Source organism: Mesorhizobium sp. P2_D1, assembly GCF_056404455.1.
Genome location: NZ_JBFUDZ010000009.1, coordinates 83,225 through 108,266, shown reverse-complemented (window position 1 = coordinate 108,266; position 25,042 = coordinate 83,225). Strand labels below are relative to the sequence as shown.

At 61.3% G+C, this 25,042-nt stretch carries 25 protein-coding genes; 13 read left to right on the top strand and 12 right to left on the bottom strand.

What is annotated here, in order from left to right; all coding sequences use genetic code 11:
* Positions 1-29 precede the first annotated feature (29 nt).
* The gene (locus tag AC1D0I_RS09940; RefSeq protein ID WP_477394743.1) at positions 30-920 is read right to left on the bottom strand and encodes an NAD-dependent epimerase/dehydratase family protein; all 891 of its coding nucleotides are present in this window, start codon (positions 918-920) and stop codon (positions 30-32) included.
* Positions 921-1,032: 112 nt separating this feature from the next.
* Between AC1D0I_RS09940 and AC1D0I_RS09935 the strand changes: the two genes are divergently transcribed.
* Positions 1,033-1,848, top strand: coding sequence for a helix-turn-helix domain-containing protein (locus tag AC1D0I_RS09935; RefSeq protein ID WP_477394741.1), 816 nt, complete (start codon positions 1,033-1,035; stop codon positions 1,846-1,848).
* A gap of 18 nt (positions 1,849-1,866) precedes the next feature.
* Here the strand turns inward: AC1D0I_RS09935 and AC1D0I_RS09930 are convergent, their stop codons facing one another.
* Positions 1,867-2,568, bottom strand: coding sequence for a GntR family transcriptional regulator (locus AC1D0I_RS09930; protein WP_477394739.1), 702 nt, complete (start codon positions 2,566-2,568; stop codon positions 1,867-1,869).
* Between the two features lie 68 nt (positions 2,569-2,636).
* On the opposite strand from AC1D0I_RS09930, the gene AC1D0I_RS09925 reads away from it, so the two are divergent.
* Positions 2,637-3,773 carry a mandelate racemase/muconate lactonizing enzyme family protein gene (locus AC1D0I_RS09925; protein WP_477394737.1) on the top strand — a complete coding sequence of 379 codons (1,137 nt, stop codon included), beginning with the start codon at positions 2,637-2,639 and terminating at the stop codon, positions 3,771-3,773.
* 395 nt (positions 3,774-4,168) lie between these two features.
* Here the strand turns inward: AC1D0I_RS09925 and AC1D0I_RS09920 are convergent, their stop codons facing one another.
* From AC1D0I_RS09920 to AC1D0I_RS09900, 5 genes are all read right to left on the bottom strand, one after another.
* A complete protein-coding gene (locus AC1D0I_RS09920; RefSeq protein WP_477394735.1) occupies positions 4,169-5,365 on the bottom strand; it encodes a mandelate racemase/muconate lactonizing enzyme family protein in 1,197 nt (398 codons plus the stop codon).
* A 9-nt stretch (positions 5,366-5,374) separates the two neighbouring features.
* Positions 5,375-5,701, bottom strand: a complete 327-nt coding sequence (locus AC1D0I_RS09915) for an NIPSNAP family protein (RefSeq protein ID WP_095087556.1) — start codon at positions 5,699-5,701, stop codon at positions 5,375-5,377.
* Between the two features lie 108 nt (positions 5,702-5,809).
* The gene (locus AC1D0I_RS09910; RefSeq protein ID WP_457153278.1) at positions 5,810-7,168 is read right to left on the bottom strand and encodes a mandelate racemase/muconate lactonizing enzyme family protein; all 1,359 of its coding nucleotides are present in this window, start codon (positions 7,166-7,168) and stop codon (positions 5,810-5,812) included.
* 64 nt (positions 7,169-7,232) lie between these two features.
* Positions 7,233-8,399 carry a mandelate racemase/muconate lactonizing enzyme family protein gene (locus AC1D0I_RS09905; RefSeq protein ID WP_457153279.1) on the bottom strand — a complete coding sequence of 389 codons (1,167 nt, stop codon included), beginning with the start codon at positions 8,397-8,399 and terminating at the stop codon, positions 7,233-7,235.
* 54 nt (positions 8,400-8,453) lie between these two features.
* Entirely contained in the window at positions 8,454-9,164 is a 711-nt protein-coding gene (locus AC1D0I_RS09900; protein ID WP_477227464.1) for a GntR family transcriptional regulator, read from the bottom strand.
* 214 nt (positions 9,165-9,378) lie between these two features.
* On the opposite strand from AC1D0I_RS09900, the gene AC1D0I_RS09895 reads away from it, so the two are divergent.
* From AC1D0I_RS09895 to AC1D0I_RS09870, 6 genes are all read left to right on the top strand, one after another.
* Positions 9,379-10,857 (top strand): ABC transporter substrate-binding protein, encoded by a 1,479-nt coding sequence (locus AC1D0I_RS09895; protein WP_095087549.1) that lies wholly within the window; start codon positions 9,379-9,381, stop codon positions 10,855-10,857.
* Between the two features lie 80 nt (positions 10,858-10,937).
* Positions 10,938-11,897, top strand: coding sequence for a carbohydrate ABC transporter permease (locus tag AC1D0I_RS09890; protein ID WP_457153281.1), 960 nt, complete (start codon positions 10,938-10,940; stop codon positions 11,895-11,897).
* Complete coding sequence (locus AC1D0I_RS09885) at positions 11,894-12,784, top strand: carbohydrate ABC transporter permease (protein ID WP_477304304.1); 891 nt, start codon at positions 11,894-11,896, stop codon at positions 12,782-12,784. Before AC1D0I_RS09890 ends, AC1D0I_RS09885 begins: the two co-directional genes overlap by 4 nt.
* A 10-nt stretch (positions 12,785-12,794) precedes the next feature.
* The gene (locus AC1D0I_RS09880; protein ID WP_477394733.1) at positions 12,795-13,892 is read left to right on the top strand and encodes an ABC transporter ATP-binding protein; all 1,098 of its coding nucleotides are present in this window, start codon (positions 12,795-12,797) and stop codon (positions 13,890-13,892) included.
* Between the two features lie 33 nt (positions 13,893-13,925).
* Complete coding sequence (locus AC1D0I_RS09875) at positions 13,926-15,089, top strand: mandelate racemase/muconate lactonizing enzyme family protein (RefSeq protein WP_477394731.1); 1,164 nt, start codon at positions 13,926-13,928, stop codon at positions 15,087-15,089.
* Between the two features lie 21 nt (positions 15,090-15,110).
* Positions 15,111-15,851 (top strand): ribonuclease activity regulator RraA, encoded by a 741-nt coding sequence (locus AC1D0I_RS09870; protein WP_457154462.1) that lies wholly within the window; start codon positions 15,111-15,113, stop codon positions 15,849-15,851.
* Between the two features lie 89 nt (positions 15,852-15,940).
* On the opposite strand, the gene AC1D0I_RS09865 is transcribed toward AC1D0I_RS09870, so the two are convergent.
* On the bottom strand, positions 15,941-16,309 hold the full coding sequence (locus tag AC1D0I_RS09865) for a hypothetical protein (RefSeq protein ID WP_477394729.1): 369 nt from the start codon (positions 16,307-16,309) through the stop codon (positions 15,941-15,943).
* Between the two features lie 280 nt (positions 16,310-16,589).
* On the opposite strand from AC1D0I_RS09865, the gene AC1D0I_RS09860 reads away from it, so the two are divergent.
* Both AC1D0I_RS09860 and AC1D0I_RS09855 read left to right on the top strand, forming a co-directional pair.
* Entirely contained in the window at positions 16,590-17,423 is an 834-nt protein-coding gene (locus AC1D0I_RS09860; RefSeq protein WP_477394727.1) for a PA3715 family protein, read from the top strand.
* 78 nt (positions 17,424-17,501) lie between these two features.
* The gene (locus AC1D0I_RS09855) at positions 17,502-17,933 is read left to right on the top strand and encodes a cupin domain-containing protein (RefSeq protein WP_457153148.1); all 432 of its coding nucleotides are present in this window, start codon (positions 17,502-17,504) and stop codon (positions 17,931-17,933) included.
* Between the two features lie 31 nt (positions 17,934-17,964).
* On the opposite strand, the gene AC1D0I_RS09850 is transcribed toward AC1D0I_RS09855, so the two are convergent.
* A complete protein-coding gene (locus AC1D0I_RS09850; RefSeq protein ID WP_457153147.1) occupies positions 17,965-18,420 on the bottom strand; it encodes a carboxymuconolactone decarboxylase family protein in 456 nt (151 codons plus the stop codon).
* Between the two features lie 249 nt (positions 18,421-18,669).
* Between AC1D0I_RS09850 and AC1D0I_RS09845 the strand changes: the two genes are divergently transcribed.
* The 3 genes from AC1D0I_RS09845 to AC1D0I_RS09835 all read left to right on the top strand — a co-directional run bounded on the left by AC1D0I_RS09845 (position 18,670) and on the right by AC1D0I_RS09835 (position 20,502).
* Positions 18,670-19,428, top strand: a complete 759-nt coding sequence (locus tag AC1D0I_RS09845; protein ID WP_457153146.1) for a copper homeostasis protein CutC — start codon at positions 18,670-18,672, stop codon at positions 19,426-19,428.
* Positions 19,425-19,922, top strand: a complete 498-nt coding sequence (locus tag AC1D0I_RS09840; RefSeq protein ID WP_457153145.1) for a GNAT family N-acetyltransferase — start codon at positions 19,425-19,427, stop codon at positions 19,920-19,922. Before AC1D0I_RS09845 ends, AC1D0I_RS09840 begins: the two co-directional genes overlap by 4 nt.
* Positions 19,923-20,016: 94 nt before the next feature.
* Positions 20,017-20,502 carry an SRPBCC family protein gene (locus tag AC1D0I_RS09835; protein ID WP_457153144.1) on the top strand — a complete coding sequence of 162 codons (486 nt, stop codon included), beginning with the start codon at positions 20,017-20,019 and terminating at the stop codon, positions 20,500-20,502.
* A gap of 19 nt (positions 20,503-20,521) precedes the next feature.
* Here the strand turns inward: AC1D0I_RS09835 and AC1D0I_RS09830 are convergent, their stop codons facing one another.
* The 3 genes from AC1D0I_RS09830 to AC1D0I_RS09820 form a co-directional block, all read right to left on the bottom strand.
* Entirely contained in the window at positions 20,522-21,544 is a 1,023-nt protein-coding gene (locus AC1D0I_RS09830; RefSeq protein WP_477394724.1) for an acyltransferase family protein, read from the bottom strand.
* A 278-nt stretch (positions 21,545-21,822) separates the two neighbouring features.
* The gene (locus AC1D0I_RS09825; RefSeq protein ID WP_457153142.1) at positions 21,823-22,620 is read right to left on the bottom strand and encodes an FAD binding domain-containing protein; all 798 of its coding nucleotides are present in this window, start codon (positions 22,618-22,620) and stop codon (positions 21,823-21,825) included.
* 12 nt (positions 22,621-22,632) lie between these two features.
* Positions 22,633-24,984 carry a xanthine dehydrogenase family protein molybdopterin-binding subunit gene (locus AC1D0I_RS09820; protein WP_477394722.1) on the bottom strand — a complete coding sequence of 784 codons (2,352 nt, stop codon included), beginning with the start codon at positions 24,982-24,984 and terminating at the stop codon, positions 22,633-22,635.
* Between the last annotated feature and the right edge of the window lie 58 nt (positions 24,985-25,042).

Below are 25,042 nucleotides of genomic sequence, written 5' to 3'. Positions count from 1 at the left end.
CAACCATGCCGGCCATGCTCGGAATGCAACTAGATATGTTCGCGAAGCGTGTCGGCGATCATGACATCAATACTCTGTGCCGACACTCCGAGGATCGCCTCGGAATCGGAGGAATCGACCAGCAGCGGACTTTCGAAGAGGTAGCTCATTTCCACGAGTTCGTGCATCCCCAACGCGTCCATCTGGGCATGCGAGTAGGTGCTGACTTCGGGAAGTTTTTTTCCCAGCATCGCCGAGGCCTTCTGCATGATGACCCGGGGCGAAGCATGCTGGGACGGAACGTGAAATGCACGGCCCCATTCTCCAGCATAGGAAGAGGCAGCCACGAGTGTTCTGGCCACGTCCTTCGTGAAGGTCCAGGCATGATCCGCATCAAGATTGCCCAGGAAGGTAACGGGTTTCGCCTCCAACAGAGAAGGCAATGCCAAAATCGAGAAGTAGGTGACTGCGCCGTATCCAAGGTAGTCGCTGGAACGAACCTCAATGGTGGGAACACCGGCGCCAAGGGCTCGCTGCCACATTATGGTTCGAACGGTGCCCTTGCGCGAGGTGGGATCAAGCGGCAGATCGGGGCGAAGCTGGCCCTTGGCATTTGCGCCGTATCCATAGAGATTTCCCAGAACGATCAGTTTTGCGCTGACCATCTCGGCTGCGCGCGTGACCCCATCCATGATCGGGAAAAAATCAGTTGGCCAACGGTCATAGGCGGCCATGGCGCACATGAAAATGGCGTCCGCGCCCCTGCTAATCCGCGCAAGCGCGTCGGCGTCCGTGGCATCTGCCTGGACCGCGCGCACGTGCTTCAGATCAACGGAGCCGACACCTCGGCTTGTGAGAACAACGTCATGTCCGTCTTCTCCAAGCAGGCGAGCGGTTTCGAGCCCCACCGGACCGGCGCCCACAACAACATAGGTACTCATGTCAAATCCCTTCGAACATTGCGATAGCGTCAACGTTAGCGAGGCAACGCATTGAAAATCGCGCGGCATTCGCCAAATGTTCAGCATGTTTCGCCAATCGTTGAGGCCGCCCATGCATCCGCAGTTTGCTTCGTCTGCGGCCAACGCCGTTACCATCGCGGCATTGCAGGTTCAGGCCGGCAGCTTCCAATTGCCCCAAGCCCATCGGCACCGCGTCTTCGTCCACGCAAGCGCAGCGACACGTTCCTATTGCAGCCAGGTTGGGAGGTATTTCGTACGGCGCGCCGGCGATATCGATCTCGTGCCCGCGGGAGAGGAAGGAGGATTTGAAGCCGAGACGCGGTTCAACACCATTGAACTCAGCCTCTCACCAGCCTTGATGGAGAACGTCGCAGCGGAACTGGGTTCGAGGAGCCTTCGACGGCTTGAGACGCGTCACCTTCTCCGTGACGAACGGATTGAGCATCTCGCGCGCGCGCTCGAGAACGATTTCCGCTCAGGCACACCGAGCGGATCGCTGTTCGCGGACAGCATCGGCGTTGCGCTGGCGGTTCGCCTGCTGGGTCTTGATGAAAAGGAGACCGAGCGAGCGAGCCGTCTGTCCGAGATCCAACTGAAGCGTGTAGTCGATTTCATCGAAGCCCAGATCCAAACCCCGCTGTCCCTGGAAACATTGAGCAGGGTCGCTGGGGTCAGCAATTCACACCTCAGAACCTGGTTTAAAGTTGCGACGGGACTGACCGTTCATCGCTATGTGCTTCGTCGCCGGGTCGAAAGGGCGCGTTTGTTGCTGCTGGCAAGCGACTTCAGCATCAGCGAGGTGGCGCATCTAACGGGCTTCGCTCACCAATCCCACCTTTCCCATTGGATGCGGCGCGAGATCGGCGAAACGCCTCGTGGCATCAAGCGGTCGCGCTCCGTCGCCTGACGCATCAGGGTCCTGAGCCTAGTAACCGTAGTAAAGCCCCAGGCCCCGCTGCAGGGCCGACGCCAGATGCGCCTGCATCGCCGCTGCTGCCGCCTCCGGGTCACGTGCCTTGCATGCCAGGATGACCTGCATGTGCTCGCGCAGGGATTGCAGCACGAGTGGGACGGTGACTTTTCTGTCCAGCCGGATCAGCCGAACGTAGTTGTGCAGCCGCTTGTAAGAACTCTCGATCAATGGATTGTTCAGGCTGGCAATGATGGAGTGATGCAGCAAGGTCTCGAGTTCCTCGAGGTCGGCTCTGACATGGTCCGTGAGCCCGGTGCGCTCGATCTCTTCGATGGTCGCCAGATGTCGTCGTTCCAGTTCCGCTAATTCCGCTTCTTCGGCGGTTTGCGCGTAAACACCTGTCGCCGTCCGTTCCAGAATGCTGCGAAACTGATAGGTCGATCTGGTCAATTCGAATCCGGGCTTCACGAACTGGATGCCCGACCGCGAGTGGATGATGACGATCCCCTCCGCCTCGAGCAGCTTGAGTGCATCGCGCAGCGGCGCAACCGGGATCTGGAGCATTTTGACGAGATCGCCTTGCGACAGAAAGGCCCCTGCGGGGATCTTTCGCTCAAACAGCGTTTCGAGAATTCGCGTGTAGGCACGATCGCCAAGGCGTTGGCCCGCTGCCGCCCCGTCGTTTCCGTCGGGCTTCCTTTCGCGCTCAGCCACTTGCTTCACCTCTCTGAATCTGAAATATCTAAACAACATTCTGACATATCAAATATAGAGACTTTAATATGCGCATCGCAGAATACCGCATCACTCGTTATCAATTCGCTCGTGACCGTATCATAGGTGACAGTCAGGTGCGTATCGATGCGGTGCATGTAGCCGCGCTCGAGCTCGTTGGCGAGGACGGCCAAACCGGACTGGGCTTTGTGCAGAGCTTGTTTCACCCTTTACCCGCCCAGGCCGAGATCGTCCGCGTTTTTGAGGAAGAGGTCTGGTCCGGTCTTGTCGGACAGCCGCCTTTGGCGCTCGTGAACCGGGTCCAGCGGCCCCGCGGCGGCAACCGGCGCCTCTTCGGCTTGCCTTTCGAAGAAGCCCTTCAGGTTGCCTTGTGGGATCTGAGCGCCAAGCAGGCCGGCCTACCGTTGCACAGCCTGCTGGGAAGCCGCCGCAAGCGCGTGAGAGCCTATGCCTCAGGTCTCGATTTCCACCTTGGCGACGATGAGTTCCAAGCGTTTTTTGCCCATGCCGACGCCCTCGGGTACCGCGCGTTCAAGATCAAGGTGGGGCACCCCGATTTCGACCGCGACCTGTCCCGGCTGGAGCTGTTGAGAAAGACGGTGCGGCCGGGCGCATCGATCATGATCGATGCAAACGAGGCTTGGGGCGCAAAGGAAGCATCGGTAAAACTCCATAAAATTCATAACCTTGGCTACGAACTCCTATGGGTTGAGGATCCGATTCTGCGCCATGACTTCGAAGGCCTTCGGATGCTCAAGGGGGCAACCCCCCAAACCATGATCAATTCAGGCGAATATCTCGATGCCGCCGGCAAGCGCCTGTTGATGCAGGCCGGGGCGACCGACATGCTGAATGTTCATGGGCAGGTGACCGACGTGATGCGCATCGGCTGGCTGGCGGCTGAACTCGGCATCCCGGTGACCCTTGGCAATACGTTTCTTGAGATCGGGGTGCACATGGCCTGCGCCCTGCCCGAAGTCGAGTGGCTCGAATATTCCTTCCAGAATCTGAACCACCTTGTCGAAGAGCCTATGGCAATCGTCGATGGGTGGATTCAGGCCCCCGAGCGCCCGGGCCATGGCCTTGTCCTCTCCGAAGCGGCCCGCAGGCAATGGGCGCAGCCAGACGTGCTGCCGCACGATCAACTCGACAGGCCGCCTGTCGACGCGCGAACCGCGCTGTAACCATAACGCCTGTTCCGAATAGCCTGACCTGTCGAGTAGATGGCGTTAACGCTGTTGTGATATTTCATATTATGTGATTAATATCTCAGATAGAAGGTCGGCGGACGTTACAAAAACCGGCGTGGATTCCTATGAGTCCACAGCTGACCAGATTGGGCCCAAAAAGGACACCGGGCGTCAGGACGATTTTCCCCGGCTCGATGGCACATTGATTGACGGTACTGACGAGGCAAATGGGAAGCCTCGTGCGGTAGCGATAGTTGATGTCCTGATCAAGGGATTATGACGAGTATATCCGCGGCTCCGGAAGGCGCGGCGGCCCTATAAGGCGCGGCCGCGCTCAATCGGGCAGTTTGGCGGCCACGCATCTCACGACGTCAGGTGGCGAAAAGAGGTCAGTCGAAGAAGCCTGCATTCTCCTCACTGAGGTATTTCCTGGCTGCTTCGGCGTCGATATCGAGGCCTAGCCCCGGCGCTTCCAGCAGGTCAACCATGCTGTCCTTCACGATCTGCGACGGCAGGCCGATGACGATGTCCTTCCACCAGGGGTCGGAGGCGCTCGGGTATTCGAAGGCGATGTAGTTGGCGGGCAAGGTGGCGCAGACATTGATCAGCGCGCCGAGGCCGAGGAGGCCATTCGCGGTGCCGTGCGGCGCCATCAGGATCGAGTGCATATAGGCGTGCTCGGCCACCCATTTGAGCTCGGCGATGCCACCAATATCGGCGGGGTCCGGACCGATGATACGGACCGCCTGCGTTTCGATCAGTTCCTTGAAGTTGTGACGCAGGTAGATCTGCTCTCCCGTGTGGATGGGCGTGGAGGTGGATGTGGTGAGTTCGCGGTAGGCCTGCGGATTGACCCACGGCACATAGTCGCCCGTCAGCATGTCCTCGAGCCACATGAGATTGTATTTTTCCACCGCCTGCGCGAAGCGGATGGCGTCGGGCAGGAACCAGCCGGGGCCGCAATCCAGCGCGAGCGAAACCTTGTCGCCGAGCACTTCCTTCATGGCGATGACGCAGTCGATCATATGCGCCATGCCGCGCTCGCTGATCTGCCCCTGGTCCATCGCGCCGTGATAGGTCGGCGGCTGCCGGACACCGTAATGGAAGTCGGGTACGCTCGTCTTCATGTTGGAGTGGAAGCTGATCCCCTGCTTCACCATGAAGAAGTTTTGCGGTTGCTCCATCATCCACTTGACATCCGCCGCATAGTCCTCGGGCCTGTCGCCGGTCCTTTTCTTGCGGATGGAGCCGTTATAGACGCGCACCTTGTCGCGGACCTTGCCGCCGAGCAATTTGTAGACCGGAACGCCTGCCGCCTTGCCGGCGATGTCCCACAAGGCATGCTCGATTGCAGAGACAGCGGCGCCATAGGGCTTGAACGAGCCGCGCTGGCGGATCTTCAGCATGCAGCGCTCGACGTCGGTCGGGTCCTCGCCGATCAGTGCGTCGCGAAAATGCAGCACCCAAGGCTTGAGATAAGGCTTGGTGTACTCCACCTCGCCCAGACCGTAGAGGCCCTCGTCAGTGACGACGCGAACGATGGGATGCCGCCCGATGACGGCGCAGCGCAGGTCGGTGATCTTCATGGCGCAGTCCTATTTCACAGACGAGAAAGCTGTCGGCGTGAGCAGCTGGCTGCTGATATTGGCAATGATCTGCCCGTCGCGCTCAGACTCGTCCCGAGCCCTGTGCCATCCCGGATCGGCGACGAAAGCCGCCCATTTCACCTCACGCTCGGCCAGCGACTCCCAGGCGAGGAAATAGGTGAGGCGATTGCTGTTTTCGCCGATAGCCGTGGTGAAAAACCCGGCTTGGCGGATGCCATGCCTCTCCCAGATGGCCAGCGTTTGGTCGGAAAAGCGCTTGAGCAAAGCCGGCAGCCTGCCCGGCAGGCAGTCATAGATACGCAGTTCGTAGATCATGGTTTCGTCCGTTTCTTTCTTCGCCTCTCCCTTGGGAGGAGGTCGACACGAATGGTCGGTCGTTGGCCCTGTGAGCCTGGGGGGGGGAATGTGGGTATGGGGTCTGGGCTAACTCCAGGTCCGGTCCCAGCTATGTTCATTGTCCCATTGCTCGGTGGATTGCCATATCCCTGTGACACCGGGCTGCAGGTGTTGGCTGATGACTTCATCGACCACGTCGTCGATGCCCAGGCCCGGCTTGTCGGGCACTGTAATGAACCCGTCCTTGACCAGCGGCTTGGGCAAGCCGGTGACGATGTCGTCCCACCAGTCCACTTCCACGCTGTGATATTCGAGCGCCATGAAGTTTTCCGTGGCCACCGCGACATGCGCGGCGGCCATTGCCGCGATCGGGCTTTCCGCCATGTGAATGGCCATGGCGACGCCGTGGTCCAGCGCCGCGTCGCCGATCTTCTTGGTCTCGAGGATGCCGCCGGTGGTAAGCAAGTCCGGATGGATGACCGAAATGCCTGAGTTGAGCAGCGGCTCGAAGCCTTCCTTGAGGTAGATGTCCTCACCCGTGCAAATCGGCACGGACGTTGCCTCCTGCAACCGCCGATACTGGTCGGTGTACTGCCAGGGGATCACGTCTTCGAGCCAGGCTGGTGCGTATTTCTCGATCCGCCGGGCGAGACGGATGCCGTCCTGCAGCGAGACGTGGCCGACATGGTCGATGGCGAGCGGAATCTCATAGCCGATCACCTCGCGGACCTCGTGGATATATTGATCGAGCAGGTCGATGCCCTTTTCGGTGAAGTGGAGGCCGGTGAAGGGATGCGGCACGTTCTGCGCGTCGTAAGCGGCATTACGCGCCCGGCGCTCGTCCAGCGTGCCTCCTCGCCCGCGGCCGGCATGCGTGCGGAAACCGTCGAGCACGCCGGCAGGCGCGACGACCGCGCCTGGGATGTGGGAGATCTGCGCCAGCCCGAGGTCCATCTTGAGGAAGGTGAAACCGAGGTCCATCCGCGCCTTGAGCCGCCTTCCGGTCTCGGTGCCGCTGGGCTTCTCCGCGTCGGTGTCGCAATAGACTCGCACCTTGTCGCGGAACCGTCCTCCAAGCATCTGGTAGATCGGCACGCCGTAGGCCTTGCCGGCGAGGTCCCAGAGAGCGATCTCGATTGCCGAGACACCACCACCCTGCCGCCCGTGACCGCCAAATTGCTTGATGCGGCGGAACAGTCGATCGATGTCGCAAGGGTTCTCGCCAAGCAACCTACTTTTCAGCATCAGCGCATAGGTCGCGCTGGCGCCGTCGCGCACCTCGCCCAGGCCGACAATACCCTGGTTGGTGTAGATCTTAACGAGCGCCGAGGTGAACGGCGCGCCGACGATTTCGGCGACGCGCAGGTCGGTGATGCGCAGGTCGCTGGGCCTGGAATTCGTGTTCACCCGATTGAGCGCCCCGTCGGCTCCACCTGTCTTTGGCATGACTTATCCTCATTCTGGTCGGCGGGGTTTGTCGAAAGCACGCCGGGGCGGCATGGAGCGTTGCTTAGCCCAGCTCGATTTCGTTGGCCTGAAGGTAGTCGCGGTTCATCTCAACGCCGAGACCAGGCTTCGATGTCAGCTTGAGGCTGCCGTTCGTGACGTCGAGCGGTCTGTCAATGAGGTGATCGTATTTGCCCAGGTTCCACTCCGACGTTTCGAGTTTGTAGAAGTTAGGCACCGTCATCATCACCTGCGCTCCCGCAACCACGTTAATCGGCCCCGCGGCGTCGTGCGGCGAGACCGGGATGTAATAGGCTTCGCACAGGGCGGAAATCTTCTTCAGTTCGGTAATGCCGCCGGTCCAGGTGACGTCCGGCATGATGTAGTCAGCGAGCTTGTTCTCGAGCACMGGCACGAAATCCCACTTCGTGTGGCCGCGCTCGCCCCACGAGATAGCGGCACTGACCTTTTCACGCACCTGCTTGAGGGCATTGAGGCTCTCTGGCGGGCAAGGCTCCTCAAACCAGTCGATCTGGCCGGCTTCCTCAAGGCTCCGGCACAGGCGAATGGCGGTGGGAACGTCGAAGCGGCCATGCGCGTCGATCAGGATGTCGACATCGGGTCCCGCCGTTTCGCGGATCAGCGCCGTCAGTTCGGCCGCTTCGCGCTCGTCCTTGCGGGTCATGCTGCCGTCGAGGTAGCCGTCCCGCTGTTCGCGGGACAGGCCATCGGCGGTGCGCCCCTGATGGGGGAAAGGATCAAACTTGAGCCCGGTGTGTCCGGATTCGACGATGTCTCGAATTTCGCGGACCACGGCCTCCTTGCTGGTAAATTTGGCCTGGTTGGGATGGGTGTAGAGCGCGATTTCATCGCGTACCGGTCCGCCCAGCAATTCGTAAATCGGCTTGCCAAGAACTTTGCCCCGGATGTCCCAGAGGGCGATGTCGATGGCGCTCACGCATTCGACGGCAGCGCCGCGGCTGCCCATATAGGTGAAGCTGCGGAAAATCTTGTGCCACAGGTGCTCGATCCGCGCCGGATCCTCGCCGGTTACTGCGATGCCGATCTGCCGAAGGATCGTGCAGAGAGCGCGGTTGGCGAGCCTGGTGGTGGTTGTGATCTCTCCCCAGCCGCTCACCCCCTCATCGGTCGTCACTTCGACGAACAGGTACTCTCCCCAATATGAAGCATCGGACTTGATCAGCCACGGCCGAACGCTCGTGATTTTCATCTCTCAACTACCTTTATCTGATTGTCAGGCTAACGATGCTCCAGATCGGAGAGTCTATCCGGCCCGAGCGGCGTTGCGCGCACGCATCTGTTCGAGAACATGCCGGCCGGAACCCTCGACATGGCGGGAAATGAGGTCGGCGGCCTTGTCTGCCTCTCCCGCCTTCACGAGTGCGATGAGTTCGCGATGCTCGCGAAGGATTGCGGCGCGCCGTGCGAGGGTGAAATTGAATCGCCGGCTCACGGCCCGCAGCACCTCGCGATGCTTCCACCAAAGCTCGGCGGCATGGCGGTTATAGTGCCGCTGGTACATCACGGTATGAAAGGCGGTATCCAGCTCACTGTGCCTGAACGTGTCGGCAAAGTTGTTCTCTTCAATCAGACCTTGGATACGTTCGAGTTCGGCTATGTCTTCGACGGTCGCCATATTCACAAACCATCGCGTCAGGGCTGGCTCGATCAGGACTCCGATCTCGTAGATATCGCGGACAAAATCCTGATCTATGGGCCGGACTCGCGCCCCGCGGTTGGCGACAAAAGTGACGAAGCCCTCCCCGCGCAACAGCTGCAGAGCCTCTCGCACGGGGTTGGTCGAGGTGCCGTGGCGCCGGGCGAGATCGGTCACCACAAGCCGCTCGTTGGCTGCGAGGCGCCCCTCAATGATGTCTTCCCTGATCAGTTCATAAAGCGAGGCGCCCTCGCTGGAGGCCCCGATGGGATCAATCCCCGCGGGTGGCTCTGCTTTGAAATCGCTTGTTTCGGCCAAGGCCGGCTCCCCAATTCAATACACACTTTGATCGATATCACGCACGGTTTCCATAAACAATGTACGATTTATCGCGTTGACAGACAATCCATGATCTGAAAACGTACAAAGTGCTCGAAGGGATACACAGAACAGGAAGACGTTCCGCGATCGAACGAGCATGGACCGCTTGCCTCGAAGCAAAGCGGCATGGGAGAGAACCTGGAGGATACCTATGACGAGGATTACACTCGGCGGTGCCGTCCTGCGCGGCACTGTCTCCACTGCTTTAGTGGTATCGCTGTCCGCATCGGCGCTGGGTGCGCCGCCGGTCGATTTGAGCAAGTGGTCGCCGGAATATGTGCGTTCCATTGCGGGCACACAGGATTTTGATACGGCGGCCGATTGCGGCAAAGTCACCCCGCTCGACTACAAGGGGCGACTGACTTTCTGGTATCAGGGCGTGTTCGAGGGCGATCCCGACCTCCTGCGCCAGTACTACAAGGAATTCTTCGAGACCTTCCGCAAGACCTATCCAAACATCCAGCTTGAGGAACAGGCCCTCACCTACAACGACCTTCTTGACAAGTTCCGGACGGCGCTCCTGGGCAATGCCGCGCCGATGGCGGTCCGACTGCAAATCCTGGGTGGTACCGAGTTCGCCGCAAAGGGCTATCTGCAGCCGCTCAAGCCCGAGGATGTGGGGTATTCGACCGAGGATTTCTGGCCCGGCGCCATGAAGGCGGTGACCTGGGACGGGGTGACCTACGGCATTCCAACCAACAACGAGACGATGGCGTTCATCTGGAACGCCGACGTCTTCAAGCGTGCCGGCCTTGATCCGGACAAGGCTCCGGCGACCTGGGACGACGTGGTCAAATATTCCAAGCAGATCCACGACAAGCTCGGCATTTCCGGTTACGGCCTCGTGGCTCGCAAGAATGCCGGCAACACGCCGTACCGGTTCATGCCGCAGCTGTGGGCCTACGGCGGCGGCGTCTTCGACGAAGCCACCGCAAACCCGACCTACAAGGAGGTCGAACTCAATAGTCCCCAGAGCAAGGCGGCGCTGCAAGCCTCGTACGATATGTATGTTCGCGACAAGTCGGTTCCGGTGTCGGCACTCACCAACCAGCAGGCCGATAACCAGCCGCTGTTCCTCGCCGGCCAACTCGGCATGATGGTCTCGCACCCGTCCGACTACAACGTCATGCTAGACTTGCAGAAAAAGGCGACGGGCACCGACAAGGACAAGGCGCAGACCGTCATCGACAACATGCGCTACGGGCTGATTCCGACTGGCCCAGACGGCAAGCGCGCCGTTGTATTCGGCGGCTCGAACATTCACATCCTGAAGCCCGAATATGTCGAGGGCGGCAAGGTGGACGAGCCGGCTGCAAAGGCCATCATCTGCATGTGGACGAGCCCTGAATGGTCGCTGAAGATGGCCTACGCCGGGTCGAACCCGGGCAACCTCAACGGCTTCAAGACCAAATGGATGAAGGAACGTCTGGACAGCATCAAGTTCCTCGATGTCACGACGTCGATGCTGCCATACGGCATCCCGTTTCCAGCGCTGCCGCAGTCTCCCGAGATCATGAACATCATCGTCCCGGACATGCTGCAGAATGCCCTGACCGGAGCGATGACCGTCGATCAGGCAGCGGACGACGCGGCTGAAAAGGTGAAGAGCCTGGTGGAAGGCAAACTCTAGTTTGAACCTGGCTTACGATTCGACCGGCCTGCACCGACGGTGCAGCCGGTTCGTTCCAAGGAAAATAAGGGCGCGCCATAGTGACGATCGTGACCGGTAAGGCCGAGGCTCGCCGAAGATTGCAATCCGGTAGGTCCGGCGTGCTGCGGAGGGTATGGGAGCATCGCGCCGATTACGCCTACGTGCTCCCGGCGATCGCCGTGATGCTCATCGTCATCGCCTATCCGATCTATTACACAATCGAGCTGTCGTTTTTTAAGACGCCGCCAGGCCTACAGCTGCGCGACAAGATCTACGTCGGCTTCGACAACTACACGAACATCCTCACCAGTCCGGTGTTCTGGAAAGTCACCTGGAACACTATGATCTGGACACTGGCATCGACTTTCATCTCCTTCGTCCTGGGGTTTGGCTCCGCGCTGGCGCTCCACCGCGACTTTATCGGCCGCGGCGTCCTGCGCGCTATCCTGATCATTCCCTGGGTTATCAGCGCGGTCGCCGCTTCCTACATCTGGAAGTGGATCTACCATTCGGACTTCGGGGTCATCGGTGCGGTGCTGGTCGGTCTCGGATTGGCCGACCGGCCGCCGAATTTCATCGACAACGTCAGCACGGTGCTGCCCTCCCTGATCGTCGTCAATATCTGGCGCGAGTTTCCGTTTGCCATGATCATGATGATGGCTGGCCTGCAGACGGTCCCCGAACAGCTGCTGAGCGCCGCAAAAGTCGACGGGGCCAGTGCGTGGCAACGCTTCTGGCACGTTACCTTCCCGCATCTGAGCAGCGTCTCGACGGTGACCATCCTGCTGCTCGCAGTGGCCAACTTCAATTCCTTCATCATCCCCTGGATCATGACCGGCGGCGGGCCGTCCAACGCATCGCATATCTGGATCACCCATATTTATGAGCTCGCCTTCGGACGACAGCTATGGGGCGTGGCATCGGCCTACTCGGTGCTCCTGTTCCTCATCCTGATGACGCTGGGCTATTTCTATGTCCGTGCGCTAAGCGGCAACGAACGCAAAGAGGGGAGCGCATGAGCACGATTGCCGAAACAGCCTCTCGGGGTCAGACCCGTCGCCGCATGCGCGTCGACGGATGGCGGTGGGGCGGGCGCATCTTCCTTGTGTTCATGCTGCTTTACACCGCGTTGCCGATGATCTGGATGCTGCTCACTTCGATCAAGTCCGGCTTCGCGGCGATGCAATTTCCGCCGCAATGGTGGCCAGACGAGCCTACCCTTGCCAGCTACCAGAAGCTGCTCGATCCGCAGAACAGCGTCGGCCAGGACTTTCTGCGCTTCTTCTGGAACAGCCTTTTCGTGTCGACTGCCACGACAATCCTTTCGGTGATCGTGGCTGTCCCGGCGGCCTACGCGTTTTCGCGCTTCCGTTTCCCCGGCCGGAACTTCCTGTTCTTCGCCGTGCTGCTGCGCAACATGTTCCCGGCTGTGATCTTTCTCGTGCCGCTGTTCATACTGATGCGCATGCTCGGGCTGGTGAACACGCATGGCTCGCTGATCCTCACCTATCTCACTTTCGGCCTGCCGCTGGCGATCTGGCTGCTCAAGGGCTTCTACGACAACATCCCGGTGCAGCTCGAGCAGGCGGCGCGCATCGACGGGGCAACGCGGTTCCAGGCCTTCATCCTGATCGTGATGCCGCTTTCGACGCCCGGGATCATCGCCACCGCGATCTATTCCTTCATCGGCGCGTGGAACGAGTACATCTACGCCTACACCTTCCTTTCCAAGAACGAGCAGCTGACCCTGCCGGTCGGCATCCAGCGCTTCTTCTCGGAAAACACGACGGACTTTCCGGGCCTGATGGCGGCCAGCTTTATGATGAGCGTGCCTGTCGTCGTGTTGTTCCTCGTCCTGCAGCGATACTTCGTACGCGCCCTTACAGAAGGCGCGGTCAAACACTAGGGAGTTGCCGATGGCCCACGTGGTCCTCAAAGATCTCGTCAAGACCTATGGCGGCTTCAAAGCTGTCAACAACGTTTCGCTGACGGTCAACGATGGCGAGTTCGTCGCGCTCGTCGGTCCTTCAGGCTGCGGCAAGACAACCACGCTCAATCTCGTCGCCGGGCTGATCCCGATCACGTCGGGCGACATCGTCATCGGCGACCGGGTGGTCAACGACCTCGACCCCAAGGACCGGGACATCGCAATGGTGTTCCAGAACTACGCGCTCTATCCGCAGAAATCGGTCTATAAGAATCTGGCGTTCCCCCTGCAGATGCGAAAATTGCCCAGGGACGAGATCGACAAAAAGGTCAAGGACGCGGCGCGAGTGCTCGACATGACGCACCTGCTCGAGCGCAAGCCCCGCGAACTTTCCGGCGGGCAGCAGCAGCGTGTAGCCCTGGGCCGTGCCCTCGTCCGCGACCCCGCCGTGTTCCTCATGGACGAGCCGCTCTCCAACCTCGATGCCAAGCTGCGCGTGCAGATGCGGTCGGAGATCAAGCGCTTCCACCAGGACCTCAAGGCGACGATCATCTATGTGACGCACGACCAGCTCGAAGCGGTGACCATGGCCGACAAGATGGCGGTGATGAACGGCGGCTTCCTGCAGCAATACGATTCACCGGCGCAGGTCTTTGCCCATCCGATGAACATGTTCGTCGCAAGCTTCATCGGCAGCCCGGCGATGAGCCTTATTCCTCTGCAGGCATCGACAGCGAACGGCAACACCGTGCTGACCAGCGCGGAGGGCTGGACCCTTGAGCTCTCGCCGCGCAACGCCCGCAAAGTCGCGGGGGCAACGACCAAGAAAGTCGTGCTCGGCGCACGTCACTCGACGATCAAGCTCCACAAGAGTGCAGTGCCAGGCAGCGTCCCGGCAAAGGCCTACACGGTGGAGCCGACCGGAGACGTCACCTTCGTTCAGGCGTTCCTGTCCGGCGCAATCGTCAATGTCAGCGTGCCGCCGACCATTGCCGTCGCGCCCGATGAGCAGATCTGGCTCGAGTTCGACCAGGAGCGCATGCATCTGTTCGACGGCGAAACTGAAATGGCCCTCAAGGCCGATTGAGACCGGGCGGATGCTTGTGGGACGTGGGCTTGGATGACTACGAAGCTTAAGATCACTGCGATCAAGCCCTATCCGGTGTGGGTGGGAACGCGCAACCAGATGCTCGTCAAGGTCGAGACCGATCACGGCATTTTCGGCTGGGGCGAGAGCGGCTTGAGCGGTCGCGAGAGGGCCGTGGCCGGCGCGGTCGAGCACTATCGCGAGTTTCTCATCGGCCGCGATCCCATGCAGATCGGGCGGATCTGGCAGGAAGTCTATCGCAGCCAGTACTTCGAAGGCGGGCGCGTTCTGCAGGCGGCGATTTCCGCCATCGACATCGCCCTTCACGACATCAAGGGCAAGGCGCTTGGAGTGCCGGTGTACGAACTGCTCGGCGGCAAGCAGCGCGACCGCATCCCCACCTTCGCCTCGACCGGAGACGAGGCCGAGGGCGATGTTGCCATCGAACGAGCCCGCGAACTGCGCGCACAGGGGTGGCAGGCGATCCGCTTCTTCCCCGTCGGGCAAAGCAGCAGGGACATCTTCGAGCCTCGCGAATCTATCGGCGCTACCGCGAGCATGCTGAACAAGGCGCGCGAGGCACTGGGCGACGACGTCGTCCTCGGCATCGACTATCACCATCGGCTGTCGGTGGCCGAGGCGGCCAGCTTCTGCAACAAGCTCGGCCGTGGCGTGCTTGATTTCCTCGAGGAGCCGATACGCGACGAGACACCGGAGGCCTACGAATCCCTGCGGAGGATGACCGACATCCCCTTTGCCATCGGCGAGGAATTTGCCAGCAAGTGGCAGTTCCTCCCCTACATCGAGCGCGGCATCCATCAGTTCAACCGGCTCGATATCTGCAATGTCGGCGGGTTCACCGAGGCGATGAAAGTCGCTGGCTGGAGCGAGGCGCACTATGTGGACCTGATGCCGCACAATCCCCTTGGCCCAGTGTGCACGGCCGCGACCGTGCATCTCGCTGCCGCGGTACCCAACTTCGCATGGCTTGAGACTAGGGCGCCCGAAAGAAAGCTGGGCTTCGACAATTCCAACTTCTTCCCCGTGCAACCACGGCTCGACGGCCCCAATTATCCGGTCAGCGACCTGCCGGGGCTCGGCGTCGAGGTCAACGAAGAGGCAGTCCAGGCGGAGAGCTTTCGTTTTTGGGAAGCGCCTCACCTTAAGCGCCGCGACGGTTCTGTTACCAACTGGTAGTTCCATCCACCGGAGTCTAAAATGACGCATACCCCCGACATTACGCGACCGCCTAAGGACCTGATCGACGCGCTAAGGGAAATCGGCGCCGCGACGGTTGCCGGCACACTTGGCCACATGGGCTTCCGCAATCCGCACATGGTTGGTCCCGTGCCGCAAAACCACGGGAAGTCGATCGTCGGGCCGGCGCTGACGCTACAGTTCCTGCCGCAGCGGCCGGACCTCTTCAACGAGGGAGAATATGCCGATCCGGAGACGCAACTGCACCGGCACGTGCTCTATCACGCGCAGGAGGGCGACGTGGTCGTGGTCGACGCGCGTGGCGACATGAGCTCTGGCGTCTTCGGCGATATGATGTCGACGTATTTCAAGGGCAGAGGCGGCGCGGGCATCGTCATCGATGGATGCATGCGCGACCGGCCCAATGTCGAAAAGCTCGATCTGCCGCTATGGCTGCGCGGCTGGACGCCAAATTATCATGTGCAGACCAGCATCTATCCCAATGCCGTCAACGTTCCGATTGCCTGTGGCGGTGTCACGGTGATCCCCGGCGACATCATCGTCGCCGACGACGACGGGGTGGTGGTGCTTCCCGTGGCAATGGCCGCAAAAGTGATCGATGAATCGCAGAAGCATCACGATTGGGAGGAGTTCTCACGAGCGAAGCTCATGGAGGGCGGGTCCTTGCAACGATATTATCCCCTGCATGACGATGCCCGCGGGGAATACGAGGCGTGGCGCCAAGCCAACTCCAGATCTTGATGGACGGGACGTTGGTCGCGTCTTTCCATACGTGACAACGCATCAAACTACCTCTGAAGGCGCCGCCAGCGAAAAATGAGAAACGCCCGTCACCGTGAGGCAGCGGCCCCCCTGGGACGCCAAATTGGCGACACCAATGAAGCGGCGGCGCTAGGCGTGGCGACAGTCTCCCGACTCCCAAAATGGCGTTCTGGCAGCGGGCGGTCGGCGCTTTGCTCTTGGTCCGATTCACAACCCACTTCAATAATTCCGACCAGTGCGCGAACAAATTCGACCATATCGTTTGCCGTGATGGCTGCCTTGTCGGGACTTTGCCCAACGTTCTCGGCAGCTTCGCAACATGAGCGGCGAATGAGATCGTAGTGTAAATCCCTTTCATCCTCCGGCAACGCGGCCAATTTCATTGCCCTGCGATGAATCAATCGCAGCAATTGTTCCAGAGCTGTTCCGACACTCATGCGTTTTCCCCGCATTGGTCGAGCGTCCCGCGGCCCCAAGGGCGCGCGTTGGAACGTCGATGAGGAGGGTGTTCCCCGTCCCCATGGAGGAAAGGTTGCATCACAGCCGTTAATATATCGTTGCTGGCTAATATAAGACGCTTCGTTCCATCGACCCGGGGGGGCCGGAGACTGATCTTGTTGATGAAGGTAACGTTGCAAAATCCGGGCCCGTCCAAACGCAACAACTGTGGTACACGCGGATCTCCAAGCGAACTCGGTCCTGCGACGTGAGAATCCCATGCGAACAGTGTTGCGCACCCTCTTCCTCGGCCTCGCCGCGGCCAGTCTGTCGCCCGTCTGGGCCGCCGCCGGCGATTGCGGCGATGTTGTCGCCCTGGTGCAGCAGGCCTATCCCAAGGCCAAGAGGAGCGTCGACGGAGCTTCGCTAACACTCGAACCCCATATCAGCATCCCCCTGACGCTCACGGACTACGAAACCCCAGTTGGCCTGGTCTGCAAGATCTGGCCTGCGCATGATGACCTGCTTCTGGTCGCAGTACCGCTGATGGACAGCGTCGAAGCCAGCGAAGACAGGCATGTTGGCGATATTGAGCTTCTGGTCGTCGACAGGAAGAGCCTGGGCGTGCGCCAGCGCCTGCTCCAGCCCGGCCTGATGACCGATGACGCCATCGCCATCCGCAAGGTCGAATTCGATACCGGTCGCTATCGGTTGGCACCCGATGTCTCCGCCTTTGGCTTGCGCATCGAACTGGCAACCCATTCGCAGGTCACTCCTTTCGACGAAACCGGCCTGCGGCTCTATGCCGTCGCCGGCGACACCCTGCGCTTGGTGCTCGGCGGCCTAGCCGTGGCCGGCCATGGCGGCGAAGGCGACGCCAGTTGCGCCGGATCCTTTCATTCCAGCCAGGTCAGCCTGGCGATGGGCGCGGCGAGCCACCACGGCTATCACGACATCACAGCGTTCGAGCAGGCGGATACCGACGAACCCTTGCCCGACAAGGATGGCGAGTGCCAGTCTCATCCAGGCAAATCCGTGAAGCGGACCTACCGGCTACGCTACGACAGCGCCCACTATCCGGTTCCGGCGGCGCTCAAGGCAATGGAGCCGTGAGAAAGCCGCTCGCGTCGAGAAGGCCTGCTTGCACGCGGAGGGCCGCCGCGCGATAGATGTGTTGCTTTGGGAGGATACATGCGGAAAATCTTGGCATCGGCATTGCTGCTGGCGGTCGCGTCATTTGCACACCCCGCCCTGGCGCTGGACAGCAGCGGCACGCCCGTCGTCGTGACACCGCTGGCATCACGCACGACGACTGCTTCCGGCCAGCCGATTACTCTGCCGCAGAAGAACGTGCAGGTTCTGGTGTCGACTTATGACATTGCACCGGGTGCGACCTTGCCGGTGCACAGACACCCCTTCCCGCGCTACGCCTATGTCCAGGCGGGGACGCTGAAGGTCACCAATGTCGAGACCGGCAACAGCAACACATACAAGACCGGAGATTTCATCATCGAAATGATCGGCCAATGGCACCAGGCCACCAACATCGGCGATGGTCCGGTCAAACTGCTGGTGATCGACCAGGTCGAGGAAGGCGCCAAGAACACAGAGTTGCGCCAGTAGCGGCCAAGGCTGACGCGCCTTTGCTACAAGGTTAGCCCCAGGCGCCGACCATCTGCCGTGTCGTAGCGTTCAGCCGGTTGAAGGCATTGATCAGGGCGATCTGGATGACCAGGGCGGCGAGCGCCTTTTCATCGTAATGTCGGGCGGCCTCGTCCCAGACGTCGTCCGGCACCGCGTCGGGCCGGTCGGCGAGCCGTGTGCCGGCCTCGGCCAGCGCCAGGGCTGCGCGTTCGGCATCGGTGAAGTACGGCGTCTCCCGCCAAGCCGCGAGGGCAAAGATGCGCTCGTCCTTTTCGCCGGCCTTCTTCAACTCGCGCGCATGCATGTCGACGCAGAGGCTGCAGGCGTTGATCTGGCTGGCGCGCAGATGGATGAGCTTGCGCGTCACATAGGGCAATTCGGCCGCTTCGGTCGACTTGTCCAGCGCCAGCAGCGCCTGCAGGGATCCGGGAATGAGCACCACCGGATTCTTGATCCTTGCTTGCATGGTCTTCTCCTTTTGAAGGGTTTCGTCAGGGCGTGTCTCGTCGGGCCCGGATGCCGCGCATCCAGGCTTTCTGAGTTCGGATAGTGAGATTAATAACCATCCGGTTATGATTATTCCATAACTCAACGGTTATTTGACTGTCAAGCGCGGAGTTTGCCGTCTGGCCCAAATGGCCACGCGCTGTTCACGCTTTCGCGCCAACCGGCCCGATGCTAGGGCTTGCGGCGACATCATCGATTGGATTGCCCCTTGACCGAAGAAACTCGCCTGCCGCTGATCGAAATCTGTGTCGAAGGCATTGATGGCTTGCTGGCCGCGCAGGCGGCCGGCGCCGACCGGGTGGAACTGTGCGCCAGCCTCATTGAAGGCGGCATCACGCCGAGCCTCGGCACGGTGCGCGCTGCCCTCGACCAGGCGACCGTGCCTTTCCACGTCATGGTGCGGCCGCGCGGCGGCGATTTTCTCTACAGCGAAACCGAGTACGCCTCGATGCTCGCCGATGTCGCAGCGCTGCGCGACCTCGGCGTGCCCGGCGTGGTGTTTGGCTGCTTGAACGCCGATGGCACCATCGACGAGGCGCGCATGAGTGAATTGACGCAAGCCGCCGGCTCGTTGAACGTGACCTGTCACCGTGCCTTCGACATGACCCGCGACCCCGCCGAGGCGCTCGAAGCGCTGATCCGCAGCAAGGTTGGCCGCGTGCTGACCAGCGGCCAGCGCGATACGGCGGTCGAGGGCATGTCGCTGCTGGCGGATCTGGTTCGACAGGCCGGCGACCGCATCGTCATCCTCGGCTGCGGCGGGCTGGACCTCGGCAACATCGCCGAAGTGCGCAGAAGGACCGGGTTGTCAGAAATGCATTTCGCCGCCCTCAAGGATGTGCCGAGCGCCATGGATTACCGCAACCCGCATGTCGGCATGGGCGGCTCCGACCTCGACAGAGAGTACCGCAACACCTTGACCGACACGGACCTCGTGGCGGCCACCATTGCGGCTGCGAAGGCATGAGCGCGACCCCTGCCCCGATCAGCCTTGTATCGGCCGAAGACGAAGCGGCAATCCTCGCGCTCAACAACGAGCACGCAGCCGAACTGTCGTGGCTGGAGCCCGAACGGCTATCCTTCCTGCTCGGCGAGGCGTTTTACACGCGGCGCATCGGCAATCTCGAAGCCTTCATCATGACCTTCGACCAGGACGCCCGTTACGACAGCCCGAATTTCGTCTGGTTCCGCGAACGCTACCCCCGCTTCGTCTATGTTGACCGTGTCGTGGTGGCGGCGCAGGCGCGTGGCCGCGGCCATGCGCGCCGGCTCTATCAGGATCTGTTCGGCCACGTTGAGCGCGCCGGCCACACGCTGGTCACCTGCGAGGTCAACACTGACCCGCCGAACCCCGCCTCGGATGCCTTCCACGCCGCGCTTGGCTTCGCCGAAGCCGGCGACGCCGTCATCCACGGCGGCAAGAAGGCGGTGCGCTACTACATCAGACAGATTTCCGACTGATACATCAGGCGAATCTCCGCCTGATCCCGCTGGCGCTGGCCACACAAAGAAGCCGCAGCTAATATGAATGTTTCCGCCAACCGGAGGAAACGCGATGCCGAGCAACGTCTTTCGCTTCGACGAAAGCTGGCACATCCCCGAGGGCACACCGCAGGAAGTGTGGGAGGTGCTCTCGGATGCCGAATTGCTGCCGATCTGGTGGGGCGATGTCTACAAGGAGGTGGTGCCGCTCGACAGGAAGGGCAAGGCGACCATCGGATCGCGCGCAAGGGCGCGGGCTCGCGGCGCCCTGCCCTACGAGCTGAACTTCATCATCGAGGCCGCCGAGCTCGAACCCGGCAAGCTGGTGGTTGTGAAAACCCTTGGCGATTTCGACGGGCTGTGGCGGGCGGAATTGTCGCCGTCCGGCACCGGGACCCATGTGCAATTGACCTGGCAGGTCACGGTACTGCGGCCGATCCTCAAATTCCTCGCACCGCTGCTGCGGCAGGCCTTCGCCTGGAACCATCGCTGGACGACGCCGCGCGGCGAAGCCGGCCTCAAGCGGTATCTGACGGACAAGAAGCGCCGGTCGGCTTAGCGCCAACAGCGCTCCAGCATTACCAGTTGCGGTTGAGCCATTCGCGTGCCGGTCGCTCGACGATGTAGTAGCTGCAGAGCGCGCAGACGAAGACCCCGGCCAGCATCGGGATCGGCGCGCTGCCTTGCTCATAGACGAATTTGTAGAACGGCTGCTGCCACAGATAGAGCGAGTACGACCACAGCCCGAGCGTCGCCATCGGCCAGGAGGACAGCAATCCGGTCAGATAGCGCGGGCTGAAATCGAGCGCGTTGACGGCCAGCGCCAGCAGCGGCACCGCGAAGAGATAGTGGATCGGCGTCGGCACCCGATCGAGGAACAGAAGAATGGCGAAGATCGATGCCGCCAGTGCCACGTGCCTGCCTCTGAAGATCGCCGGCAGTCTGCCATCCGCCTTGAGCAAGCAGATCGAGGCCGACAGCAGGATCGAGGCGATATGCACATCGGTGCGCCAGTAGGTGGTTTCGTAGTCCATCCCGAACACCCAGTACGAAACCGCGCCATTGGCCATGGCAAGCAAGGCCAGCGCCAGGAGCAGCACGACGACGCGAGAGCGGCTTAAGACGACGACGCTGATCAGCGCCAAGATGATATAGGCGTGCTCCTCGATGCAGAGCGACCAGATATGGTCGAGCGCGCCCGCCCGCGTGACGAGAATGCCGGCATAATTGTAGGTGAATGTCAGCGCGGTCAGCGCCGCCTTCCATTTGAAGGCGATGAATGTGCCGGAGAGCGCAATCATGGCGACGACCACGAAGACCAGAAGTGCCGGATAGATGCGGGAAAAACGCCGCTTGAAGAATTTCTTCAATGGGTAGCGCTCGATGAACAGGATCTCGCTCATCAGCCGGCCGCTGAGCACGAAGAAGAATTCGACGCCCAGCACGCCCAGATTGATCCCGGGAACAGGAAAGAAATGGCCGATCAGCACCAGGGCGATCGACAGGCCGCGCCAGCCATCGAGATAGGCTAGTCTCGTTCTGGCCGCTCTGTCGGCGACGGGTCGGGACGCAACGACATGCGTCGCGGAGATGTCGGTCATGCCGGCTCCCTTCGCATTGAAAGATGCTGAAAGGGTCGCAGGCCGTGATCGACACTAACAACCCGGCTCGCGTTTGGTCACCGGCATAGTGCAGTGCAATATCGCTTTGTGCAAGTGCGAGATTGTCGCTGACGCAGTTCCTGGCGAAGTATGGACGGGAATTGCTTCAAGCAAACGGTTGGCGTGCGTCGGCGATTCCATCGGAACCGGACAGTTGCAAGTCACCGCACGCAAAAAGGGGCCGCAGGGGCCCCTTTCCTTGTGCGCGACTGATGGTGTCAGGCGGTGGCGGCAGCCACAGCGCGCTTGGCCATCACCGCGATCAGATTGGCGCGGTAGTCGGCCGAGGCGTGGATGTCGGTCATCAAATTTTTCGCCGATACCTTCACGCCTTCGAGCGCCGAGGCCGCGAAATTCTTGGCCAGGGCTGCCTCGATCTCCTTCGAACGGAAGACGCCGTCATCACCGGCGCCAGTGACGGCGACGCTGACGCCATCCTTGCCCTTGGCCACGAACACACCGACGATCGCATAGCGCGATGCCGGGTTGCGGAATTTTTCGTAGGCCGCCTTGGCCGGCGCCGTGAAGGTGACGGCGGTAACGATCTCGCCTTCCTTCAGCGACGTCTCGAACAGGCCCTTGAAGAATTTGTCGGCGGCGATCTGGCGCTTGTTGGTGACGATGGTGGCGCCCAGCGCCAGCAGCGCCGCCGGATAGTCGGCCGCCGGATCGTTGTTGGCGATCGAGCCGCCGATCGTCCCCCGGTGGCGCACCGCCGGATCGCCGATCAGCGACGCCAGATGGGCAAGCGCCGGGCAGGCCTTCTTCAGCTTCTCGTCATTGGCAACGTCGTAATGCGTGGTCGCGGCGCCGATGGTCACCGTCTTGCCCGACACCTTGACCCCCTGCAACTCCTTGATCTTCGACAGGTCGACAAGGTCGGAGGGCGCGGCAAGCCGTGTCTTCATCGCCGGGATCAGCGTCATGCCGCCCGAAAGCAGCTTCGCATCGCCCGCCTTGACGAGTTTGGCGGCGTCGGCGACCGAGGCGGCGCGGTGATAGTTGACCGAATACATGCTCGTTCCTCCTCAGTGTTTCGTCGTCGCGCGGATCGCTGCCCACACGGTGGACGGCGATGCCGGCATGGCAAGATCGTTGCTGCCGATGGCGTCGGTGATGGCGTTGATCACCGCCGGCGGCGAGCCGATGGCGCCGGCCTCGCCGCAGCCCTTGATGCCGAGCGGATTGCCCGGGCATGGCGTGTTCGACGTCGAGACCTTGAACGACGGCAAGTCGCCGGCGCGCGGCATGGTGYAATCCATGAAGCTCGCGGTCAGCAGCTGGCCGCCATTGTCATAGTGGGCGCCTTCGAGCAGCGCCTGGCCGATGCCTTGCGCCAGTCCGCCATGCACCTGGCCCTCGACGATCATCGGATTGATGATGTTGCCGAAATCATCGGCGGCGACGAACTGGATGATCTCGGTCATGCCGGTTTCCGGATCGACCTCGACCTCGCAGATGTAGCAGCCCGCCGGGAAGGTGAAGTTCGACGGATCATAAAACGCCGTTTCCTTCAGCCCGGGCTCCATGCCGCCCGGCAGATTGTGGGCGGTGTAGGCGGCGAGCGCCATCTGGAACCATGGCACGTTCTTGTCGGTGCCGGCGACCTTCAGCGCGCCGTTCTCGATGATGATGTCGCCCTCGTCCGCCTCGAGCAGATGGGCGGCGATCTTCTTGGCCTTGGCCTCGACCTTGTCGAGCGCCTTGACGATGGCCGACATGCCGACCGCACCGGAGCGCGATCCATAGGTGCCCATGCCCATCTGCACCTTGTCGGTGTCGCCATGGACGATCGAGACCGAATCGAGCGGCACGCCGAAGCGCTCGTTGACGAGTTGGGCGAAGGTCGTCTCATGGCCCTGGCCGTGGCTATGCGAGCCGGTCAGCACCTCGATCGTGCCGACGGCATTGACCCGCACTTCGGCTGATTCCCACAGACCGACACCGGCGCCCAACGAACCGACCGCCGCCGACGGCGCGATGCCGCAAGCCTCGATGTAGCAGCTCATGCCGATGCCGCGCAGCAGCCCCTTCTTGGCTGCGGCAGCCTTGCGCTTGGCAAAGCCGGCATAGTCCGACGCCTTCATCGCCGCGTCGAGCGAAGCGGCATAGTCGCCGGCGTCGTAGCACATGATGACCGGCGTCTGGTGCGGGAACGAGGTGATGAAGTTCTTGCGGCGCAACTCCGCGGGTGAGACGCCGAACTGGCGCGCGGCGGTCTCCATCATGCGTTCCATGACGAAGGTTGCTTCCGGTCGCCCTGCCCCGCGATAGGCATCGACGGGTGCGGTGTTGGTGTAGATCGCCTTCACATTGGCGTGGATGGCGGGGATGTTGTACTGGCCCGACAGCAGCGTCGCATAGAGGTAGGTCGGCGTCGCCGACGAGAACAGCGACATGTAGGCGCCGAGATTGGCCTTGGTTTCGACCTTCAGGCCGAGGATCTTGTGATCGCTGTCGAAGGCCATTTCGGCATGGGTGTGATGGTCGCGGCCATGTGCGTCGGTCAGAAAACTCTCGGTGCGGTCGGCCACCCATTTGACCGGCACGCCGGTCTTCTTCGACGCCCACAGGCAGACGATCTCTTCGGGATAGATGTAGATTTTCGAGCCGAAGCCGCCGCCGACATCGGGCGCTATGACCCGCAGCTTGTTTTCCGGCGCGACATTGTAGAACGCGCTCATCACCAGCCGTGCAACATGCGGGTTTTGTGAGGTCGTCCAGCAGGTGTAGTGGTCCTCTGCCTTGTCGTAGTGGCCAAGCGCCGCGCGCGGCTCCATGGCGTTGGGCACGAGGCGATTGTTGATGATATCCATCTTGACGACATGGGCCGCCTTCCTGAACGCCGCGGCCGTCTCGTCGGCATTGCCGATGTCCCAGTCGAAGATCAGGTTGTTGTCGGCCTCGGGGTGGATCTGCGGAGCACCCTTGTCCATGGCCTTCGAGGCATCGACGACGGCCTTCAGTTCCTTGTAGGTGATCTCGACCGCCTCGGCGGCATCACGCGCCTGCCCCTTGGTCTCGGCCACGACGATGACGACGGCATCGCCGACGTATCGGACCCGGTCGAAAGCAAGTGGCGACCACGCCCCCATCTTCATCGGGGAACCATCCTTGGAGTGGATCATCCAGCCGCAGATGAGGTTGCCGATGCCGTCGGCCTTGAGCTCCTTGCCGGTCAGCACGCCGATGACGCCGGGCATGGCTTGAGCCTTTTTGACGTCGATCTTCTTGATCTGCGCATGCGCGTGCGGGCTGCGCACGAAGGCTGCGTGCTTCATGCCGGGAACCACCATGTCGTCGACATAGCGGCCGGCGCCGGTGATGAATCGTTTGTCTTCCTTGCGCGCGACCCGAGCGCCAACACCTTCAATGCCCATCAGAAATTCCTCCCGAAATGCTGAAATAGCGAATAGTGAGTAGTGATTGGCGAATTGT